Raw genomic sequence first — 18,286 nt, 5'->3', positions numbered from 1 at the left:
ATTTTTGTCATTCAGGTGTTCATGCGCCGGCGATCATGCAGGCCGTTTTTCGTATCTACACCTCTATGCTGGATGTTAGCCCGCTTGTCTTTTTGGGACGTTGGCCCGGATGACGCAAATTTGCGTCGAATTGAACACAGAATTTCCCACCTACATGGTTAGACAAAAGCAGGGAGCTGTGTAGATCAATTCGGGTCAGGTTTGTTGGGGATTTGTGAGTAAATGTTTCTATGTGGCATGCGCTCGACATCAGCACGCAAGAACGCTCGGGTACTGACGATATGGCCTGGGAAGGGGGGCGAGTACTGAGAAAGAAAAGGCCGGCGAGTGCCGGCCTTGCGTTTTACTGTTGGGTAGATGGCGATATGTAGTTCAGGTAAAGCTGCTGTTCGGGTATTGTCAGCGCCAGCGAAGTGCGTGGGCCTAAGCCGAGGATGTTGCCCAAACCGCCCAGGGTGTTCCCGTCAATCACGATATTGGGGAGCTCAACGGCCTCGGTATTCCTTTGCACAATCTGCATGCGCCCATCGTCCAGAAAGGTGACGGGTCCCGAGAGCTTGAGGTTGTTAATCGGAAAGCTTCGCATATTGTGGTCAAGTTCGGTAAGGGGGATTTCCGGCTTCAGGTAAGGCGCGTCCATATAGAGGTCCAGCTCGGTTTCGAACGTAAGCACCCCCTCTCCATTGGTAAACAGATAGCCGCTGATCAGCTCGTTCCGTTGTTCCCCTTCATAACGCATGCGCATCAGCATCGGGCCGGTCTTTATGCTGTGATGTTTGCCGACGAGCCAGGCCACCAGATCGGAAATGCTCACATTCACATCAAGTTCTGAGGTGTAGAGCACTGAGGGGTAAAGCTTCACCGGTACTCTTCCCTGGTCATCCGGTTGGCCGATGACGGCAACGTCCAACATCGCGGTCATGTAAATGAACTTCTCTTGTTCACAAGTCTGACCGACGCGGCATCCGATATTGGCATTGTCGACCAGCGTGCTGTCCACACTTCCGGTTTTGTATCGAACCTGCCCCGAGTTCTCGACAGCGGCGTAGGTGCCTGATTCGTCTGGCTGAACCTTCTGTTCCGGATTGGTGATCTGAAAATCACTGTTGATATCGGCCGTTGGGAGGTTTCGCAGAGGGGTCAGAACGCCCGGATTCTCTGGGCCACCAGTGAAGTAGTTCTCCATGGCCGGGCCGCCGAAGGTTCGAACGGGGGTGCGAATGGATTGGCTCAGTACCTGGGTCTGGAGTGGAAGATTGGCGACCGAGCGGATGCCATCTTCGCCAGATTCGAGGCGATACCGGTAGTGTGTGCCGGATTGCCAGCCGTCATTTGGAATTATTTTGAGTTCCTGTGGGCTTGTCTCAACGACAAAGTCAGTGAAGGCTTGCCACGCGCCGTCTTTGAACTCGTCCATTCGCACCGTCTCATCAGCGATGATCGAGTTGCTCTTCATGATCTGCGAGAAACGCACGATGATCGGCTGCTGGCCAGGATGCGTGTGAATTGGCAGCAAATCATCTGTGCCTTTGCCGCCGGCACACCGGCCCTGGTTGCCGGCCTCCGGATTCGCCGGAACGTTAACCTTGGCGCATGGATAACCGGGCAACGAGGTTAAAACCACGGGTGATTGGTTGCTCGGGTTGTCCTGATTGGTGCGCGGACGAGTAAACATCTTTTCTGTGGGCGCCAGGGCGTTGCCCGCAATATCGGTAATGCTGCCCGAAAGTGACAACCGGTACTCCCTGCCTCCCTCAAGAGGAGAATGTGGTGCCACTGACAGTGCGGATCCGTTGAGTGTTAGCGAAACCGGCGTTGGCTCGTTCGGATTGTCCACCGGATACAGAGTAACGGAGCTGCTTGTTACCGTGCTCGGGAGCAAAGGCTCGGAGAAGAACACCGTAAGAGGGTCGCCCGGAAGCAGTTTGTCCACTTCGGCAGCCGCAGGAGACCAACTCTTAACAAACGGAGCCTCCTGGTCAGCGAACTGTTCCTGTGTTGGAGCATCTGCCTCAAAGCGGAAGCCCTCCAGCCGGAATGAGATCAACCCTGAAGCCTTGTCCACGCCCATGACATCGGGTTCGATAACGCCGACCGCTTCAATGGTCAAGGTGCCGTTTTCCACGATGGCTGTGCCCACCAGTTGAACGTGCAGCATCTGTTGGGCGAATGCGGCGTTGGCAGTCGGGTTGTCCGTGTTCAGGGCCATATCGATGAACAGTTCGACAAGCCGGGGAGCATCCTCTGCGTTGGTGTAGGGATTTGGCATCAGGAACCCGTTTGCGTCCGAAATAAAACGAACGCTCACGGCATCGGACTCAAAGCCGGCAGGAACAGCGCCGGCAACGTTGACTTCCACGCTTGAGCCCGTCATCAGAGAGCCCCGGCTTATCGCCAGGGGCACACTCTTGCCTTCCCTTTCGAACTTTGGAATGTAGCCCAGTTCGGCAAATACCACGCCGCCGGCAGTGGTAGGATTCTCCTCGCCCAGGAGTTGCGATTGCAGGTTTACGGTATTGAATTCTGCACCGGAAAGGGCAACTTCTCCGGGATTGGTGGCCGCTTTCTGGGCGGCAAACTGACGTTCGCCGTTCGGCGAACGAGTGTCCAGCGGCTGGAATGTCCAGGGGGCTTCCGCCGGCACGGTCAGTTTGGCGCCAAGTATTTCACTTTCAATGCCGTCGGTCACTTCGATGGAATAGGTTTGCGAAGGGTCCAGGTAGTCGTCCGGATCAATCGTCAACCGATGCCCCCGGAGGTACACTTCAGCTGGCACCAGTTCACCGTTGCTATCGCGCAGGCTGAAAGTGTGGCCATAGACCAACGTTGAGGCTTTCACCGGTTCGGTAAACTGAACCCGAAGCACCGACAGGTCGGTTGCAGGGTATCGGTCGTCATCAAGGGGGATAAATCGGGCAATTCGGAAGTCGATATCCTCAGCCTGGCTTAGCAGTGGCCCCTTGGCTGCCGGTTCGGTCTTGAAGACGATGCCATCGTTTGTGAGTGTGACAGTCTGGCCCGCCACTTCCAGGCCGTGTGCGGTGAGTGTGTACACCTGTCGAGGGGATAACGGTTCAAGCGGCCTCACAGACAGGCCTTTGTCGCCGGCGGTTAACGTCGCAGCTCCTAATGGAATGGTGTTGCCCTGGCTATCCTTCAGGGACAGGGTATTGGCGAGTTCGTCCTCGGGAGTGGTGATTCGATCAGTAAATCGCAGAAAAATGGGTGCTGACACGGGTACCGTACTGGTAAAAAGCTGTTGCCCGTTAGCCATAACCGGTGTGTCCGCCGGATAGGCGAAATACAGTTCCGGGGCTGCGGCTGGCTTGTTCACGGTTTGGCTGTCGCCACCGCAACCCACCAAAGCGAGACCTGCCACTGACAGTGCAAGAATTGTTTTTTTCATGGTGCGCCTCTCAGAACTTCAGGGTAACTGAGCCACTGACGACGTGGATGTCGCCGTCGGCCGTGACCGCTTCTTCGTTGCCGTTGAAATCAACGATCGTAAAATCGCGCTTCTGTAATTGTTGGTACTGATAGCCAATGTCGAAACGAACTGGGTAGGCGAGCAGCCGGGTGCGATCGTACGTGGCACTAAGCCCCAGGCCCACTACTATCTTGTCTGTGTCCAGATAGTTCACTTCCGGATTGCGATCCGATTTGAGCGGGGACTCTTCGAAAGCAATGCCCGCTTGAAACGCAAAGTTTTTATTAAGGTTGTACTCACCACCCAGTCTCGGAACGAGGATGTCGTCGAATTTCATCCGGCTGACGGCTGCAACACCCTGTTGATCTTTTACACTGTCGTTGGCGAATACGCTTTCAAGCTCCGACCACTTTTGCTGCTCAATACTGCCGCCAATTCGCCAGCCGTCGCCCCTATATTGGGTGCCGATGCTGAGAGTTTCTGGTTGGAAGGAGTCGATAGTAGACACCGCGATGCTAAGGCCAGGGTCAGGGATGGTCTGGCTGACGATCACGTTGGACGAAATAGAGGTAGACGATGTCGATTTGGTGCGGTAGGCAATCGCCGTTTCCCATCCGTCCAGGAAACATGCCTGGTCTGGGCAGAAGGTATCTGCGTAATCGATATTAACGCTAAGAATGCTCTTCAACGACGGCTTGGCATTCACGCTGAGCTTCTCTTTCTCCGTATCGCCTGCCAGGTTGGAGGTGGCAATCAGCTCAGCCTCAGCTTCCAGCGTGATTCTGGCCGAAACCCCGGCGTCGATACCGCGCCAAATTCGCGTGGCACCGCCCAGATTAAGAAACAGAGGTTCTTTCCCGTACTGCAGAAACTGCCCCGTCTCGGATGTTTCAGAAGAGAAGGCGAGCATCTCCTTTCCATATTTTTCCACACCCGCTATGAAACCGAGGTAAAGCGGGTGCCCGAAACGGGTCAGTGAGCCCAGATTGGTTTTCATGCCAATCAAGACGTGCTGGCTTGGGGAGCTGGAAACCACGTCACCATCCCGGTTTGGGCCGCTGGCGCGCAGTTCCTGCTCGGCATGCAGCAGGCCGGCAGTGAGCTCACCCCGGGGGTCCTTGGTCAGATAGGCGGGGTTGTAATAGGTGGCAGACACTTGTGTATTAAACATCGACAATGCCTGCGCTGAGGCAACATCAGTGGGCATCACGCCATAGGTGGTACCTAGGTTTCCCATGCTGGCACACACGGGTAACGACAGGGATAGACTGATCGCCGAAACAGAGGCGCAGAGAATCCGCTTACCTGCGAAATCAAAGCCGTGCATTGTAATACTCCGTTGTTTTTTTTAGTCGCTTGTCGGTCTTGTGACCGATTTATCATTATTCTGTGATCATAAGCTGGACGGCGCACTGCGTGGTGTGGCTTTGGTGACAGGTAAAGAGGCGTTTGAGGGTCAAGATTGATATAAGTCACTGTCTGGCATTGGGTTTGCGGATTGGCAGACTCAAAGGAAGCGGGGGGCAAAATTGCAATTATGTGATGGCGTTCACGTATTGGGGTGCCACTACCCATTGCCCAGAGTCACGTCTTTTTTGGGGCATTATTGTGCTCCAGCGAGCAGATTGTTGGCGCCTGCGATGGTTGCCAGAGTCTCGTATATCCGCTCGGTTTGCGAGACCGCCAGTGTCAGCCCCTCGCCCTCAACCAGCTCGATGGGGATGTCGGGGTTAATGCCTCGGAAAATATTCAGGTGAGAAAGCGGCGTGCTGGCGTTGTGGCTTCCATGAATGAGTGTCAGGGGCAGGTTTGGAGTTTCCAGCAAGTGCCCCCAATCCTGAATCATGATCCTGAGGTCCTCCAGGTACCCCGCCCCGAGTTGATTGACATAAAACCCATAGGCTGCAACTACCCCTTGTTTCAGGGAGTTTTTGCGAATCACATGTTCATCCGGCTCCACGCCCTCGAAAATCACTTTCGGCCACTGTTCAGGGCCGAGCTTTCTCATCCTCAGGATCAGCAGGCGAATCAATAACCTGGCCAGCCAGGGCGCGTGGCGGGCAGCTTGAATGAAGATGGCCTGATGAGCTGGCATGGCGTTGATCTGTTCCAGCTCCTTGAACGGTGGCGCGGCAGAGACAGAAACAACGCCGTTTATCTGGATGCCGGAGTGTTGCATGAGCGCAAGTGCCGGTATCAGGGCGACTTCGTGGGACAGAATGGTTACCTTGGAGATCGACAGGGAGCCAAGTACGGCGAGGATATCGTGGCACTGGCTTTCCAGTGGGTCTTCGGTTTTGTCCGATGGTTCGGTCCGGCCATAGCCGGCACGTTCAACGGCTATGACATCCAGACCAAACTGCGCGGCCAGTCGCCGCTCATCCGGAAAATCCCCGGCACCGAAAGACGGACCGTGCAGGAAAAGCACTGGCCGTCCGCCGGGTTTGCCAAATCTTCGCCAGCCAATCCGTCGTTGCTCGCGAAACAGCTCATGGATGCTCATGGGGTAATTGTCGTAGTGAACGGAAAGCAGATCCCCCTTTGTCGTCACGGTATCCATTGCAGTCGCTGCAGAGGCCGCCATAGTGGCGGCCTGCACCTGGCTTTTGGCACCGAGCTTTTGCAACAGACTTTTGATCTGTTGCCGCACGGTGGCCACGGAACTGCCTCGCTCCCCGGCGATCTCTTCTGACGAGCAGCCGCGAGACAGAAGCGCGAGGATATGCCGCTCGCTGGCGGACAGGCCGAACACGTCGGCAAACGCCAAATCGATGGATTCCGGCCAGTGTTGTTGCAAGGCATTTAGCACAAAGGTTTTCAGCTTCTGGTGGTACATGCCCACGAGAATCAAGGGCAGGGCATGCTCATCGCTGCCTTTTCGATAGGCCTTAAGCAACGTGGGACCCTGAGCGGTGGCAAGGCGTTCTTTGAACTGATGGAAAGCCTCCGGGCTGATGCCAAGAGCGACCAAACCATCACCGGACTGCATATCAAACAGTTGGGCTGCGCCCACGTTGAGCGCGACCACCTGGCCAGACTCATTGAGAGCCAGGGCGGGCGCTGTGTGGTCATTAACCAGTTTGTAAAGCGGGTCATGCCCGGTTGCTCGTTCCTCGAGGTCGTGCAGGGCGGTCGACAGCTCCAACGCCAGCTCCGTGGGCAGAATGGCTTGCGAGCTGAGATCCGGCGCCAGGGCCACGATCAGGTCCGCAAATTCTGCCTTCCTGGCCGCCACCGCAGAAACCAGTTCCTTGAGATTGTGATTGTCGGGCATCTGTCTCCGCCAGATATGTGGTACCAGTTAAACGAAACCGGGGCCTTACCAGATCACTTTATACCAGATGGTAGATGCTGCCCTGAGCTAGGAGTCTGCGCGGCAGAAGCTCGTTTCTGGCATAATAAACCGAAAATTTTTCGGCAACAGGACGTCTGATGGGAACCACTTTCCGCCCGTACTCGCCCGACCAGGAATTGCTCCTTCCCCCAAGCCTGAACGAGTGGCTGCCTGATGGCCACCTGGCCTATTTTGTCAGTGATGTTGTCGAGGAGCTGGATTTGAGTGCGTTTTACGCCCGCTACGAAGGCAACGGTCGGCGTAACTCGCCGTTCGATCCGCGGATGATGCTGAAGGTTCTTATTTACGCCTACGCCACCGGCGTATTCTCCTCACGCAAGATTGCCCGGAAGTTGGAGGAAGACGTCGCCTTTCGGGTTCTGGCTGCGGGTAATTTTCCCAAGCACCGCACGATCTGTGATTTCCGCAAACACCATCTGGTCGCCTTCAAGGCCATCTTCATTCAAGTCGTACGGATTGCCCGGGAGGCGGAGCTGATCACGCTGGGAACACTGGCGATTGATGGCACAAAGATTCGGGCTAATGCCAGTAAGCACAAGGCCATGAGCTATGGCCGCATGGGCGAGGAAGAAGATCGTTTATCGAAAGAGATCGATGGGCTATGTCGTCAGGCCCGTCGAACGGATGAGTCGGAAGATCGGCAGTTCGGCCCGGATCAGCGGGGTGATGAGCTACCTGAGGAGTTGCAGTACCGACAGGCGCGACTGGACAAGATCCGCGCTGCCAAGGAGAAATTGGAAGCGGATCAGAAAGCGCGGGATACAGCCAAAGGCCGGCACCCGGACGATGATCGCCGCCCACCCCGCGGTGGCCGGAACTTCAAGCGAGATTACGGGGTGCCGGACGACAAAGATCAAAGCAACTTTACCGACCCGCAAAGCCGGATTATGAAAACGGCGGATGGGTTCCAGCAATGCTACAACGGCCAGTTGGCCGTGGATGGTGAATTCCAACTGATTGTCGCTAATCATCTGGGCAGCAATGCCAGTGATCAGGGTCGCCTGATACCGCTACTGGATGACGTGAAAGACATCCTGAAAACCTATCCGCAACAATGCCTGGCCGATGCCGGTTACCGTAAAGAAGACGACTTACAGTCCCTGGAGGACAAAAGGATCGACGGTTATGTCTCGCTGCGTCGGGAAGGGAAAAAGAGCGCAGAGATAGACGCGAGCGGTTATCCCGCCACGTCACGGATGGCCGAGAAGCTGGCCACCGCGACGGGGCGATCGGTTTACGCCCGGCGCAAGTATCTGGTTGAGGCGGTTAATGGCTGGATCAAGCATATTCTGGGCTTCCGGCAGTTCAGCCTGAGGGGGCTTAATGCCGTGCAAGGCGAATGGGATCTGGTCTGCCTGTCGCTTAACCTCAGGCGGATGAGTTCGCTGATGAGGCTGACATAGGCGATCTGAGGCGGCGTGCTGGGCCGTGCTGAGTGGTCGGGCTACGGTTGTGAACTTGCCTATAACCGTCTTGATTGCCTAGACAGAAAATCGTGACTCTATCCGGTTGGATACTGCGCCTATACTCTCGGGCACAACCGTGATTCGGCGCGGCGGAGGCACTTGCTCAAAACACTTCTGCCGCGCAGACTCCTAGGCGTATTAATGTTAACCAAAAAATCAGGGGAGTCACGGGCAGGTGATTGCAGACTATGCAGAAATTTTCCAGCACCGGGGCGGCAGCTACCACCGAGCCATGTTAAATGTGCCCCATGCCCGGGTGCGTGAGTTTCAGCGGGCCGTTGAGCCGCTGGCTGCGGATCTCGCTGCTAATCCCATGCTGCGGGTAGCGGATGTGCCCGCCGGTGGTGAGTATCTTCAGTATTTCCTTCCCAATTCCATCATCTATCAGGGCTTTGACCCCAGCTCGGGCTTTAATAGCGACCTGTACGAAAGCTGCGGGCTGGCCGATTTACCCTTTGCTGATCAATCCATCGATGCACTTGTCAGCCTTGCAGGGCTGCACCATTGCTCGGATAAACGCCCGTTTCTGAATGCCAGTCACCGTGCGCTGGTGCCCCGGGGCATGCTGTCCATTCTTGATGTGCGAGCCGGTTCGTCCGAAGCCCAATTCCTGGATGAGTTTGTGGGTGAATACAATGGTATGGGGCATGAGGGCGACTATCTGGGGCCTGAGTTCGTGTTGCAGTGTGATACACAACACTGGGAGATCCTCTCGGCGGGGATGGTGGATTGTCACTGGCAATTCGTCAGCAAAACCGAGCTTTGTGATTTCTGTCGCGGCTTATTTCGTCTGCAGCGTGTCTCCAACACCATGATTCTGGACGCCGTTGCCCGGTACCTGAACTTCAGGGCAAGCACGGATTCACACGAAACTGTGCTGATGCCATGGCGCCTCTACCGTGTGGTAGCTCGCAAACGGTTTCCGAGCCAGAGGGAGCACTGAATGCCGTCCAGACCCGATTGGAACATGCAGCCGCCGGTTACTCGCTACCCTGGTGGCGCCGATACTACCCGCCAGCCGGGCTTCTGCGTGAATATCCGGCCACCTTCTAGGGAGGCTGAACCGCTGTCGCCGACCTTCGCTACCTTGCTTGAACGCGCATTTCCGGAACCAGCCTTTGGTAACTTACCGAAACCGCCGGCTCACCCGGTTGGGCCCGAGCCCTGGCTGGAATGGCTCGGGTATTGGTATCACCGGATGATTCGATACGCTGGTTTACCGGTATTCGAAATGCCAAAAGCACTGTCATCGCCGGACAAGCCCCAGTATTACCGGATGTATTGCCCGGCCTACGAGGGTACCGAGAACGCAAGCTTGTCACTTTTGAAGTGGCTGTTGACGGTTTCCATGGCGCCGCAAACCGACACCCTGATGCGTGAGGCAATGAACGGCCTTGATTCCCTGATGAAATCGCTGTCGGCCGGTGCACCAACCTCGGCCAATACCCTGCGCTTCCTCTTCGCGGCGTTTGAAGCACGGTTGCCCGTCGTCAGCCTTGGCCACCACATGTTCCAGATCGGCATCGGGGCATCCGGCGTTTGGCTGGACGGTTCGTTTACCTCTGGAACGTCGGTTATGTCGGCCAATCTGGTGCGCAATAAGGCGGCCACCAGCGACTTTCTGGCCAAAGCAGGTATTCCGGTTCCCTGGCAGGCACTGATCACGGAGGAGGCCCAGCTGAAGACCGTTGCCGAGGCTCTTGGGTTTCCATTGGTCTGCAAGCCGGCGGATCTGGACGGTGGCCAGGGCGTTCATCTGCATTTGGAAGACCTGCCTTCGCTGGCGAAGGCTTACCGGCAGTGCCGGGAGCTGAGTAAACAGGTGCTGACTCAGCCCCAGGTGCAGGGCCGGGATTACCGGTTAACGGTGCATGCGGGGGAGTGTGTCTGGGCCATCGAACGGGTTCCGGCTCGAGTGATTGGCAATGGCAAGGACACCGTGGCGGCCCTGATCGACCATGAAAACGCCCGGCCAGAGCGCTCAGGCACCGGTCACAGCCCGCTCAAACCACTGCCAGGTGTGCACTCCGCCAAAGACCTGTTGAAGGCTCAAAGCCTTAAGCCCACCAGCGTGCCTGAAAAGGGGCAGATCGTTGTCCTGTCGCATTTACCGAATGTCGCTGCCGGTGGTCAGCCAGTACCCATATTCTCTGAAGTGCACCCGGACAACGCCGAGCTGGCCGCCAGAGTGGCGCGCCTGTGCCGGCTGGACCTGGCAGGCATCGACCTGATTATGCCAGACATTCGCCGTTCCTGGCGTGATGCCGGCGCCTGGGTGATCGAAGTGAATGCGCAGCCGGATATTGGCCAGACCACAGCTGGCCACCTGTACGGCGAATTGCTCGAAAGGATGCTGCCGGAAACGTCGGTTGAGATTCGCTATGTAGAAGGTCGGGACAATGATGCCTGGGGCCTGGAGGACAGGGTGAGTTGCCAGGGGCGTTTGTGGAATGGGCTGGCCTGGCAGCCATTGCCGGAGAAACAGGCAGAGCGGGTGGCCTGGGCACGGCAGTGCCTTTTGGATGATGAGTGCCGGGGTATATGGCTGGATAAAGAAAGCTGGGAATGGTTCAGGCAAGCCGCCACGGATCTTGCGATCCGGTGACGGCTTGGTCAGTGCTTTTAAACCTGGGGAGGCTGGCTAATGGTGGTGTATTCAACACCGCCCAGACCGGGCAGGGGGATAAAATGTGTTGGCCCGTTGCCAGGAGAGCAATCGGCATCGAAACTCATGGTTGAAATCGCAACAGAGGGATCGCGGGACGTTTGCTCGTTGTCACCATTTACGAAAACACGAAGAGTATTTTCATCGTTAGCGTTATCCAGGAACACCAGCCCGGCCACCAAGGGGGCCTCTGAGGTTGCAGAATAACCGAGTGAGTATCCGTCCGGGCAGGAAAAGTCTTCTACACTAGTGGATCGGTCCCTCAGAAGGCCCCTCAGTGAATTGATGTCAGCTGTACCCGCGATAAAGCCGTCAGTGGAGCCTTGCTTCCGGGTTTCAAGGAACAGGCTCTGTTCACTCTCGCCAGTTCCGAAAACGATCGACGTCTGTTCAGAGTTTTCGTCGCCACGGTAATTAGCTTCCACGGCCAGCTCGTAGTCAAATAGGCCAGCGTTGATCGGATCGGGTTTCAGAGAGAGAACCGATGCAAAGTTATTGATCTTGACTTGAGAAGGAGTGCTGCCGTTTGGTGTGGCGGTGATTTTTAGGTCGGGGCTGTCAAAAGAATATAGGTAGTTAAACCCATTAGTCACAATTCGATCCCGCATAAATTTGGTGGGCGCGAGTTGAGTGTCCGTCAAATTTGAGATTGCTTGTTCTTGACCGGAAGTCAGTTCACCGTAAAGTTGGGTTTCAATCATGCTGCCAGACAGCGAGAAATCTACACCTGAGAGGTTTTTAACCGTTAGGCTCGAGCCCTCAAATGTAGTGAAGTTAAACGAGAAGTTTTCCAGCATTACACCGGCTTCCCGGCTATTCGATTCACCCACCCAGGTGCGCTCAAGGGCGACTTGCCCGTTTAACGTAGCGATGATTGTACCGGGGGCATCGGCATCCGGAAGTTGGCAGTCGTCAAAAGCGATGGTAACGGTGCTGCGCCATAGCGAAGTTGCATTATTGTCTGCATTGAGGCCGAGACTTGCTACCTCTACCGCGGCAACATTGCCAACATCGAAAAGCAAGATGGTGTTCTCGGAATTAGACCCAGCAAATCCGCCGGAAGGCGCCAAAGTTCCGAAGTTAGACGTGCCACACTGCAGTCGCCCGGTGGTGTCTCCCTCGCCAGTGCTTACCCAAAAATCAAAACGGTTGCTGGCGTTGCTGTTAACGTCCTGATCTCCGTCTATCAGTTGGGTTTTGATAAAGTCATAGAGTTCTTCTGCAAATGTCTTCTCAGGCAATTCCTTCATCTCATCCAGCGCCGTCGCCGGATCCTGGCTAAACGCAAACGCGGCCGGGAAAGTTGGCTCATCCGGCGTCGTATCCTCTTCCACCTGCTGATTTCCAGACGAGCTGGAACCACCACAACCCACCAGCGCCAGTGACGTGGTTAAAACCGCTAAACCCAGGAGATTCTTCTTTGTATTCATGGTCGACATCCATTCTGATCACGGGATTAAGTACCCGAACAGAGTAGGAGAGCGACACAATCGGAGCATCTACCATCTGGTATAAAAGTTGAGTTCTGCAGGGAAAAAGTTGTAAAACTATGTAAAGCGAAGGAGTTTGCTTAAAGACGCCCCCTCAGTCCAGAATCCCTCGGCCTAAATGGTATCTTCAGGCAGCGGTTTTATCGAGACCGCGCTTATAGTGCCGGGTTTGGAAGGGGAGTAGGGCTTTCATAAACGGCCTGAGATCGTGATCGAGCCCCCAGGATTGGGCCAGCCCGTCGACACGGGCCCGGGACAAACGTTCAGGAAGGCTCGCCTTCGCATCAGAGGCGACGGTTTGCAGTTCCTTCTTCTGTTCGGCACTCAGGCAGTTGAACCTGGATAAACGGTCAACCAGATAGCCGGCCAGGCGTCGCTCTTCCAGGGGCAACCCTGAAAGCGTCGGGACATAGCCCTGATGCCAGACTTCAAGGGCTGCTTTTACAACCTCTTGGTCTGTCACACGGTCGAGTCCTTTGTGTGCGACGTTAAGTAAGGAAGTCATGAAATGTCCGCGTTGATCACTTTGTATACGTTTTTATAACGTGGGTGATATTCCCTGTCAATCTGTCGAGGTTACCTGGAAAGTACTTACGGGCCTCCTCGGCGCGGTATTTGAACTCCTCGATGGAGAGTCCATGGTCAAACAGCGTGTGTATATCGTCGATGTCCTGGTCTCCATAGCGCCCGAGTTTCGAAATAGCCAGGTCCACTTTTTGAACCAGGTAGACCCAGACCGGTGAGTCTTCCTCGTTCCGGTTAAGCCAAATGGCGTCTTCCTGGTAATCCTCATGTAGCGGCGCGAGGGTCGGAGTGAAATTCGGATCGAATACGATAGAGGAAGGGCCGGTTTCCGGATCATCAAAAAAGACTTCATCCAGGGCAAGAACCAGCTCATTGGGAGAAATCCTGTCCATCGCTTCGAGCTCTATATCCAGGTCACTGCTACCACGAGCGTTAGTATGGAGATGGAGAGCACAGCCGCCGAAAATATACGCCTTACAGCTACCAGGCTTGGCCCCTCGGTCTTCCAGGAAGTCAGCCAGGTTATCGAACATTTCGAAAATGGCCTTCGCCATTGGTGTGTCCCTGTATATTTCGGTCATGGATACCCCCGTATATCAGCCTGGAAGCATAACAGAACCTCAGAGTCGTATCGTCTAGGTTAGCCGTAAAAAGCGCCGCTGACGTTTGGTTGACACCTAACGGGGAGAGGGTTATCGGAAGTGGTAATGACACCATAATGTGGCCGCAGTTTGTCACCATAAATTGGCCGCGTTGAACCGAGGTTGTTTGCTAACGACGCCAGTTCCAACGTGGCGCTTTTAAACATAAGCGAACATTCACGGCTGCTCTTTCGCACACGCTTCTTTCAACAAAAACACTTCGATATTTATCAAATCGTCTAACTGAGAAGCTGGCTTTTTGGTTTGGCTATGTACTGCAAGAAGGCCCGGGCTGTTCTTGGCGTTTGGAATGTCTTGTCAACAGCGCAAAGAAAAGCAGAACAATCAAATTGCCTCTTGCACATCTACCTACTAATAGGTAGATTAATTGGCGCATGTTTAATGACCAACAGAGGCAATCAATGAAAATCTACGATATCGAAGGCTTCCCGAACCCGCTCCGCGTTCGCATCGCTCTGGCAGAAAAAGGCGCAACAAACCAGGTGGAATTCGTCCCGGTCGATGTCATGGGCGGCGAGCACCGTTCCGAGGCGTTCAAGACGAAAAACCCGGATGCCACCGTGCCCATGCTGGAACTTGACGACGGCACCTGCATCGCCCAGTGCAATGCCATCACCGAATATATCGACGGCGTCTTTGATGGTCCGTCCCTTATGGGTACAACCCCAGCGGAGCGTGCCCGTATCGCAATGATGAATCTGCGGGCAGAAAACGGTCTGATGAACGCCGTGGGTGCCTATTTCCACCACGCGACCCCGGGGCTTGGTCCGGATCTGGAAACCTGGCAATGCGCTGAGTGGGGTAATAAACAGAAAGAAATTGCCAGCGCAACCATGGCCTACCTTGACAGCGTTCTGGCGGACAACGAGTTTCTCGCAGGCGACAGCTTCTCGGTCGCAGACATCACCGCCTTTGCCGGCCTGGGGTTTGCGGATTTCGCGAAGGTTGACATTCCCGAGTCTCTGACCAATCTCCAGGCCTGGCGCGCAAAAGTCGCAGCCCGTCCTTCAATTGCCGGGTAATCCGAAACCTTCGGATTTAATGCAAGCGCTGAAAACATGAAGGGCACAAAAGGGAGGAATATCATGGAGATTAATGCAGATTTCTCCAAACCGGTGGTTATGCATTCCGACCAGATTGAATGGCAGCCCTCGCCCATGAAAGGGGTGGAGCGGCGCATGCTGGACCGGATCGGGGACGAAGTTGCCCGCGCCACGACCATCGTGCGTTATGCGCCGGGCAGTCATTTCTCGGCGCATACCCATACCGGTGGAGAAGAATTCATCGTACTCGATGGCGTGTTCCAGGACGAGCACGGTGACTTCCCTGCTGGCACCTACGTGCGCAACCCCCCAACCACGTCACATATTCCGGGCTCTGAAACGGGCTGTACGATATTTGTGAAACTGTGGCAGTTCGACCTGGCCGACCGCACCCAGTTCAGCAAGAATATGGAGGCCGAGCTGGGCGCCCCAGTGGGCGGCGTTGCCACCGCAAAGCTGCATGAGGACGATCGTGAGATCGTGACCTACAGCCAGCTCGATGCGGGGGCGACACTGACCTCTGAGGCGCCCGGCGGAATCGAACTGCTGGTGGTCGAAGGTTCGGCTATCAGGGATGGCGAGGTGCTGGCCAGGCATGACTGGCTGCGCCTCCCTGAAGGACACAGGTTGTCCGTGACGGCCGGGGACGACGGCGCCAAGATCTGGATGAAAACGGGGCACCTGCGATTTGCCGGGGCACCGAGGGTATAAGCCCGGCAATAGCGGGATTGAAAAGGCAGACAGGTGAACAACCATGAACCGTGATACCAGAACAGCCCTGATGGATCTTGCCGAGCACACCGTCCGGTCACGGGGCTTTGACGGGTTCAGCTACGCGGATCTGGCCGAGGCCATCGGCATTCGAAAGGCCTCGATCCATTATCATTTCCCCACCAAGGCGAAGCTCTCCGAAGCCTTGATCGAGCGCTATCAGACCAGTCTGCAGCAGGGTCTGACCGAGATAGACGCAGCCCATGCCAGCGCTGGCGCGCGCCTCAAGGCACTCATTGCCCTGTACCGCGGGGCGTTGCATGATGGCCAGACCGTGTGTCTGTGCGTTGCCTTTTCGACCTGCCGCGAAAGCCTGTCCGACACCGTTATTGCCAGAGTCGGCGCCGTTCGCGCAATGGTTCTGCAGTGGATTACGGCAACGTTTGAACTGGGACAAAGGGATGGATCCGTCTCGGCCATCCTGGGTCCCGCCGATGAAGCGCAGGCGACCCTGGCGATGCTGGAAGGGGCCCACCTTGCCGCGCGCACCGAAGAAGACCTCGCCGTGTTTGATGCCGCAACGCGACTGCTGCGCGCCCGCTGCCAGTAACGACGGGACAGGAATCGCGCTTTGATGTACAGAATCGCTACGCAAATTGACTCATAACGAGCGAAAAGGAGCAAACAGATGATGAGCACCCTGAAAACAGCACTGGCAGCAGCCACGCTGTCACTCACTGTTGCAAGTACGCAGGTACTGGCAGAAACGCAAACCAGAACCATCGAGTATCAAGTCGGCGACGAGACCTTCACCGGCTACATGGCCTGGGATGATGAATTCGGGCAAAAGCGTCCGGGGGTTCTGGTGGTCCATGAATGGTGGGGGCACAATGAATTTGCCCGGAATCAGGCAGAACGACTTGCCTCGGCCGGCTATACGGCGTTTGCGCTGGATATGTATGGCTCTGGCAAACAAGCCGACCATCCCGATACCGCCCAGAAGTTCATGCAGGAAGCCACTCGGGACATGAGTCAGGTCAAGGCGCGCTTCATGAAGGCGATGGACATCCTGAAGAACCACGAAAGTGTTGATGCGTCCCGAATTGCGGCACAGGGTTATTGTTTTGGCGGCGCCGTGGTTCTCAACATGGCGCGCATGGGCGTCGATCTGGACGGCGTTGTCAGCTTCCACGGCGCGCTCGGCAGCCCCCTCACGGCTGAACCCGAGTCCGTGAAAGCCAGGATCCAGGTGTACACCGGCGGTGCCGACAAGCTGGTCCCCTCGGATCAGGTCGCGGGCCTGGTCAAGGAGATGCAGGATGCCGAAGTCGACCTGACACTGGTGAGCTTTCCCGGAGTACTGCACTCATTCACCAACCCAGGCGCCGACAAGATCGCCGAGGAGTTCGGCATGCCGGTTGGTTATGATGAAGAGGCTGCCAGCCGTTCCTGGGATGGCACCATGCGTTTCTACAAGGCCATCTTCACCCAGTAACACAAGCGAGTGCAAACAAACCGAAACCGGCAGTATTTACAGTGAATTCTGGAACACCAACCGAAAAGCATGATGAGGTGCAACATGGCAACTGAGAGTTTACCACTGTTCGATGGAGACAATCGTCCAGGCTACAAGTCGCTGGGCAACTCGGGGCTGTTCGTATCCGAACTGTGCCTGGGCACCATGACCTTCGGCGGCGATGAGGACATCTGGGGCCTGATCGGCCAGTTGCAGCAGGAACAGGCCGACGAACTCGTGAAGATCGCCCTGGAGGCGGGGGTCAACTTTATCGATACCGCCAACATCTATGGTTTCGGCGCCAGTGAGCGCATCGTCGGCCAGTCCCTGAAGAATCTCGGCGTTCGCCGCGAAGATGTGGTGCTGGCGACCAAGGTGCTCGGCCCCATGGGCGCAAGCCCCAATGCCCGTGGTGCTTCCCGCGGCCATATAATGAGCGAATGCAAGGCGAGCCTGGCGCGCCTGCAAACGGATTATATTGACCTGTACCAGATCCACGGTTTTGACCCGGCCACGCCGATCGAGGAAACTCTGGAGGCACTGAACACCCTGGTGCAGCAAGGCCATGTGCGTTACGTGGGCCTGTCCAACTGGGCCGCCTGGCAAGTGATGAAAGCCATCGGCATCACCCGGGCCCGCAACCTGTGCCCGATCATATCCATGCAAGCCTACTACACCCTCGTAGGTCGCGATCTGGAGCGGGATATTATTCCGATGCTGAAATCTGAGAACGTTGGTCTGATGGTGTGGAGCCCACTGGCCGGGGGTTACCTGTCCGGTAAATACGAGGGGCCGGACGTTTCCGAAGAAAACCGGCGCGCCAAGTTTGACTTTCCACCCGTCAACCGCGAGCGGGGCAGCGAAGTCATCAAGGTTATGCGGGAGATTGCCGATGGCAAACAGATCGACGGCGAACCGGTCAATGTGGCACAGATTGCCCTGTCATGGCTGCTACACCAGAAGCCTGTGACCAGCATCATCGTTGGCGCCAAGCGGCCCGAGCAGCTCAGGGACAATATCCGCGCGGCCCAAATCCGCTTGTCCGACGATGAACTGATAGCCCTGGATGAAGTCAGCCGCCTGCCCGAGGAGTACCCGGGCTGGATGATGGCAATGATGGCCGGGTACCGAAACTCTACCGAGTCCTGATTCCAAAACCGACCCAACCCAACCCAACCTTCACATCGTGCTGCGCCCCGACGGCGCAGCCGCTATGCTGGAAAAACCGTTAATGCTGTCAAAACTTAGACGTCCGTGCCTACTGGCCACTTCGACGACTCTCCTGGCTGCTTCAACACCTGACTTTACCGGTTCTGGTGTTGGCGGCAAAACAGGTCGTGTCTAAGGGTTATTTCAGAACTCAATCACCTTCCTGGAAGACTTAAGTGAAATGTAATTGCTAACAAAATTGGCGCTCATTCAAACC

The 18,286-nt window shown here is 56.0% G+C and carries 14 protein-coding genes; 8 read left to right on the top strand and 6 right to left on the bottom strand.

Annotation, left to right across the window (positions count from 1 at the left end; all coding sequences use genetic code 11):
* Nucleotides 1-343: 343 nt before the first annotated feature.
* From ACZ5Q2_RS01705 to ACZ5Q2_RS01695, 3 genes are all read right to left on the bottom strand, one after another.
* Nucleotides 344-3,406 (bottom strand): Ig-like domain-containing domain, encoded by a 3,063-nt coding sequence (locus ACZ5Q2_RS01705; protein ID WP_374813008.1) that lies wholly within the window; start codon nucleotides 3,404-3,406, stop codon nucleotides 344-346.
* Nucleotides 3,407-3,416: 10 nt separating this feature from the next.
* Nucleotides 3,417-4,754 (bottom strand): alkane uptake protein AupA, encoded by a 1,338-nt coding sequence (gene aupA, locus ACZ5Q2_RS01700; RefSeq protein ID WP_374813006.1) that lies wholly within the window; start codon nucleotides 4,752-4,754, stop codon nucleotides 3,417-3,419.
* Nucleotides 4,755-5,030: 276 nt separating this feature from the next.
* Nucleotides 5,031-6,701, bottom strand: coding sequence for a bifunctional helix-turn-helix transcriptional regulator/alpha/beta hydrolase (locus tag ACZ5Q2_RS01695; RefSeq protein ID WP_432210521.1), 1,671 nt, complete (start codon nucleotides 6,699-6,701; stop codon nucleotides 5,031-5,033).
* A 158-nt stretch (nucleotides 6,702-6,859) separates the two neighbouring features.
* Here ACZ5Q2_RS01695 and ACZ5Q2_RS01690 point away from each other — a divergent pair, with 158 nt between their 5' ends.
* The 3 genes from ACZ5Q2_RS01690 to ACZ5Q2_RS01680 all read left to right on the top strand — a co-directional run bounded on the left by ACZ5Q2_RS01690 (nucleotide 6,860) and on the right by ACZ5Q2_RS01680 (nucleotide 10,853).
* A complete protein-coding gene (locus tag ACZ5Q2_RS01690) occupies nucleotides 6,860-8,185 on the top strand; it encodes an IS1182 family transposase (protein ID WP_230716015.1) in 1,326 nt (441 codons plus the stop codon).
* Nucleotides 8,186-8,423: 238 nt separating this feature from the next.
* Nucleotides 8,424-9,191, top strand: a complete 768-nt coding sequence (locus ACZ5Q2_RS01685) for a class I SAM-dependent methyltransferase (protein ID WP_432210522.1) — start codon at nucleotides 8,424-8,426, stop codon at nucleotides 9,189-9,191.
* On the top strand, nucleotides 9,192-10,853 hold the full coding sequence (locus ACZ5Q2_RS01680; protein WP_432210523.1) for a hypothetical protein: 1,662 nt from the start codon (nucleotides 9,192-9,194) through the stop codon (nucleotides 10,851-10,853).
* Nucleotides 10,854-10,870: 17 nt separating this feature from the next.
* Here ACZ5Q2_RS01680 and ACZ5Q2_RS01675 read toward each other — a convergent pair whose 3' ends face one another.
* The 3 genes from ACZ5Q2_RS01675 to ACZ5Q2_RS01665 form a co-directional block, all read right to left on the bottom strand.
* Complete coding sequence (locus ACZ5Q2_RS01675) at nucleotides 10,871-12,343, bottom strand: hypothetical protein (protein WP_432210524.1); 1,473 nt, start codon at nucleotides 12,341-12,343, stop codon at nucleotides 10,871-10,873.
* A gap of 187 nt (nucleotides 12,344-12,530) precedes the next feature.
* On the bottom strand, nucleotides 12,531-12,866 hold the full coding sequence (locus ACZ5Q2_RS01670; RefSeq protein ID WP_058090677.1) for a hypothetical protein: 336 nt from the start codon (nucleotides 12,864-12,866) through the stop codon (nucleotides 12,531-12,533).
* Nucleotides 12,867-12,924: 58 nt separating this feature from the next.
* A complete protein-coding gene (locus tag ACZ5Q2_RS01665) occupies nucleotides 12,925-13,482 on the bottom strand; it encodes a DUF6036 family nucleotidyltransferase (protein WP_156510018.1) in 558 nt (185 codons plus the stop codon).
* A 509-nt stretch (nucleotides 13,483-13,991) separates the two neighbouring features.
* Here ACZ5Q2_RS01665 and ACZ5Q2_RS01660 point away from each other — a divergent pair.
* The 5 genes from ACZ5Q2_RS01660 to ACZ5Q2_RS01640 all read left to right on the top strand — a co-directional run bounded on the left by ACZ5Q2_RS01660 (nucleotide 13,992) and on the right by ACZ5Q2_RS01640 (nucleotide 18,009).
* Nucleotides 13,992-14,612, top strand: a complete 621-nt coding sequence (locus ACZ5Q2_RS01660) for a glutathione S-transferase family protein (RefSeq protein ID WP_041654905.1) — start codon at nucleotides 13,992-13,994, stop codon at nucleotides 14,610-14,612.
* Nucleotides 14,613-14,675: 63 nt separating this feature from the next.
* Nucleotides 14,676-15,344: a cupin domain-containing protein gene (locus ACZ5Q2_RS01655; RefSeq protein WP_008170339.1), complete on the top strand. Its 669-nt coding sequence runs from the start codon at nucleotides 14,676-14,678 to the stop codon at nucleotides 15,342-15,344.
* Nucleotides 15,345-15,387: 43 nt separating this feature from the next.
* Nucleotides 15,388-15,954 (top strand): TetR/AcrR family transcriptional regulator, encoded by a 567-nt coding sequence (locus ACZ5Q2_RS01650; RefSeq protein WP_008170337.1) that lies wholly within the window; start codon nucleotides 15,388-15,390, stop codon nucleotides 15,952-15,954.
* Between the two features lie 78 nt (nucleotides 15,955-16,032).
* A complete protein-coding gene (locus ACZ5Q2_RS01645; protein ID WP_008170335.1) occupies nucleotides 16,033-16,839 on the top strand; it encodes a dienelactone hydrolase family protein in 807 nt (268 codons plus the stop codon).
* 84 nt (nucleotides 16,840-16,923) lie between these two features.
* Nucleotides 16,924-18,009 (top strand): aldo/keto reductase, encoded by a 1,086-nt coding sequence (locus ACZ5Q2_RS01640; protein ID WP_058091238.1) that lies wholly within the window; start codon nucleotides 16,924-16,926, stop codon nucleotides 18,007-18,009.
* The last annotated feature ends 277 nt before the right edge of the window (nucleotides 18,010-18,286 follow it).

This window comes from Marinobacter alkaliphilus, from assembly GCF_055394375.1.
The sequence above is the reverse complement of the archived record's forward strand: the minus strand, read 5'-3'. Positions and strand labels throughout refer to the sequence as shown.